2 protein-coding genes are annotated in these 2,782 nt (G+C 52.2%); both read right to left on the bottom strand.

Annotated features, from left to right (window positions below; genetic code table 11):
- Positions 1–410: 410 nt before the first annotated feature.
- Positions 411–2,027: a type I restriction-modification system subunit M gene (locus GOB87_RS16275; RefSeq protein WP_166319117.1), complete on the bottom strand. Its 1,617-nt coding sequence runs from the start codon at positions 2,025–2,027 to the stop codon at positions 411–413.
- Positions 2,024–2,662: an ATP-binding protein gene (locus GOB87_RS16270; protein ID WP_198911736.1), complete on the bottom strand. Its 639-nt coding sequence runs from the start codon at positions 2,660–2,662 to the stop codon at positions 2,024–2,026. The genes GOB87_RS16275 and GOB87_RS16270 overlap by 4 nt, the downstream gene beginning before the upstream one ends.
- Positions 2,663–2,782: the final 120 nt, after the last annotated feature.

Below are 2,782 nucleotides of genomic sequence, written 5' to 3'. Positions count from 1 at the left end.
ACCTGCGACACTCGCAGGTAGTACCGCGTCCCTATCTCTTAAATCGTTCATGCTTCATAGCTGAACCAGACCAGAAGTATTCAGCAAGGCGTCAGTCGCCGGGAGCTTACGTTTTTAGAACCCTCCAATTGCATCTGATTTGATGCCACTGAGTGGTGAATTGTTTAAAGTGAGTGTTGAAGAAAGACACATGCCAGTAGTGTAGTGACGACTTTCATTGTCTTCAATGCGTTCCGTCTGTCGGCAAACAGAGCAAGTGATCTTATCTGATATTTATAGATTATTTGTTTGTCTCTGGCGGGCCGCGACCGATAGTGATGATCACTACGTTTACGCTATTCCCCTATAGTACCGCCTCATCCGTTGGGCACCGAGGCAAGTCGGTGCCCACCAAAAGGCTTCTATTCGCGTTAAAATGGCAAAAGCGGCAACCCCAACTCCTTTAGAAATTCGTTGTGCTGCGCGCTTGCGGCTTTCACCCTTTTTTCGATCTCGATCAGAGAGGTATTCACTTCCGTCAGATCGATTTCCGCCTCCGTCTCTGCCGTGCTGACATAGCGCGAGATGTTGAGGTTGAAGTTATTCTTCTCGTCTGCGATCTCAGACATCGGCACGCGCCGAGAATAGCGCGGCTCCTCCGTCCGGTGCTGATAGGTGGAAACGATCTTATTGATATGCGCTTCCAGCAACCGGTTCTGGCGCTTGCCGCGATCGAAATGCTCAGCGGCATTGATAAACAGCACATCATCCGGCTTCTTGCATTTCTTGAGAACCAAGATGCAGACGGGAATACCGGTCGAATAAAACAGGTTGGCGGGTAAGCCGATCACTGTGTCAACATGCCCGTCCTTGAGTAGCTTCGTCCGGATGCGCTCTTCCGCGCCGCCACGGAACAGCACGCCATGCGGCAAAATGATTGCCATGACTCCATCGTCTTTGAGGAAATGAAAGCCATGAAGGAGGAACGCGAAATCGGCGGCAGACTTGGGCGCAAGGCCATAGTTTTTGAAGCGCACATCGTCGGCTATTGAGTCGGACGGCGACCAGCGATAGCTGAAAGGCGGATTGGCGACGACCGCATCGAAGCGCGGCTTTCTCGCCGGGTTGGTTTCGCGAAGCATTTCCCATTCGTTAGTGAGCGTATCGCCATGGAAAATTTCGAACTCTGTATCCTTCACCCCGTGTAGCAGCATGTTCATGCGCGCGAGGTTATAGGTCGTGATGTTCTTCTCCTGCCCGTAGATTTTGCCGATTCCGTGCGGTCCCATCCGATGGCGCACGTTGAGAAGCAGCGATCCGGAACCGCAGGCGAAGTCGAGCAAGCTGTCTATATGGGCGCGTTTGCCCGTCGCCGGCTCCTGCCCATCCAGAGAGACGATTGCTGATAGGATGTCTGACACGAATTGAGGCGTGTAGAACTCTCCAGCTTTCTTCCCCGATCCAGCGGCAAATTGCCCAATCAGATACTCATAGGCATCACCCAGCGTATCGCTAGTGGTCGAAAATTCCTTCAAACCCTTGGCAATCTCGGTGATGATCTTGCAGAGTGCGGCGTTTCGATCCGGGGGTGTCTTGCCCAGCTTTTCTGATGACAAGTTTATTTCAGAAAACAGACCGCTAAAGGCGCTTTCGAATGATTCATCCTCGATATACTTCATCCCTTTTTGCAGGGTATCGAGAAGTGCCTTGTTCTGCACTCGCGCAAGTTCGACGATGCTCGTCCAGAGGTGTTCTGGGCGGATGACGTAATGCACTTTACGGCGCATCTGTCGCTCAAAATCCGCTATGTCATCGGCGTTGCTCGCATACCAGACAGACAGCGGGGCGCGACGGTCTTCCTCGTCCAAGTGCGGATAATCCGGCCCCAGCTCCTTCTCTGCCGCTACCTCATAGTTGTCGGAGAGGTAGCGTAGGAACAAAAACGCAAGCATATAGTCGCGAAAGTCATCCGCGTTCATTGCGCCGCGGAGTTGGTCCGCGATGTTCCAAAGGGTCTGGCCCAGCTTTTTTTGTTCTTGATCGGTCATTGTGGATTTCCTGCTGGCTGGGCCTGCTGCGCTTCGTCGGCAAAGAGTTCAGGATTGAAGGGGAAGCGCTCCATGAAGTCGGTCAGGATGCGCCGGAAATAATCCTTGTTTTCCGGAACCATCTCGCTTGGCTCGAAAAGCGAGTAGTTCCCGTGGCTCATTACGTTGACAAGCCGAGTGTGCAGGATGCCCTCCGGGTCATCATCATCCTGCCTAATGCAGGCCGAGAACCCTCGAAACCCATGGAAACTGGCCGTTCTTTCAAGTACCGAGCGGAGCATGTTGAAGTGGTAAGTATAGAGATTGCCGCTATCCGCTGCCTTGCGTAGTTCTGTTAATATTGCGACATGATGGAAGAAGGGCGTATCTCCAGTTTCACGAACCAAATAGCCGCTGCCCGACCCTGCCTTGGTCAGAAATAGTTTTTTGGCTTTTCCAAACTCGTTCCAAAGCACGTTGAAGAACAATGAGTGATGTGTCGAAATGACTGTTTTCAGCTTATTGTCTTCACGTTTGAGAAGTTGAGCGAGGTGGTTCGCCACAGAAATAGCATTGTGTTCGTCTAGTGATGATATTGGATCATCGATGTAGACGAACTTGACCCACTGATACGCTTCTGCTTCCTCAATCGCCAACTCGGCGATGTGAGGTGGTCCCGTCCGTTCGGACAGTTTTGCGGGCTTGATAAGCTATACCCGGTTGTTGTTATGCCGCCCTTCTGACGGCGTTGCTGTTGGCCATCTGGTCCGGGGTTA

The sequence above is a fragment of the Acetobacter estunensis genome, from assembly GCF_011516945.1.
In the GTDB taxonomy this organism is placed as follows: Bacteria; Pseudomonadota; Alphaproteobacteria; order Acetobacterales; family Acetobacteraceae; genus Acetobacter; species Acetobacter estunensis.
Note: the sequence above shows the minus strand (reverse complement) of the source record. Positions and strands in the feature narration are given on the sequence as shown.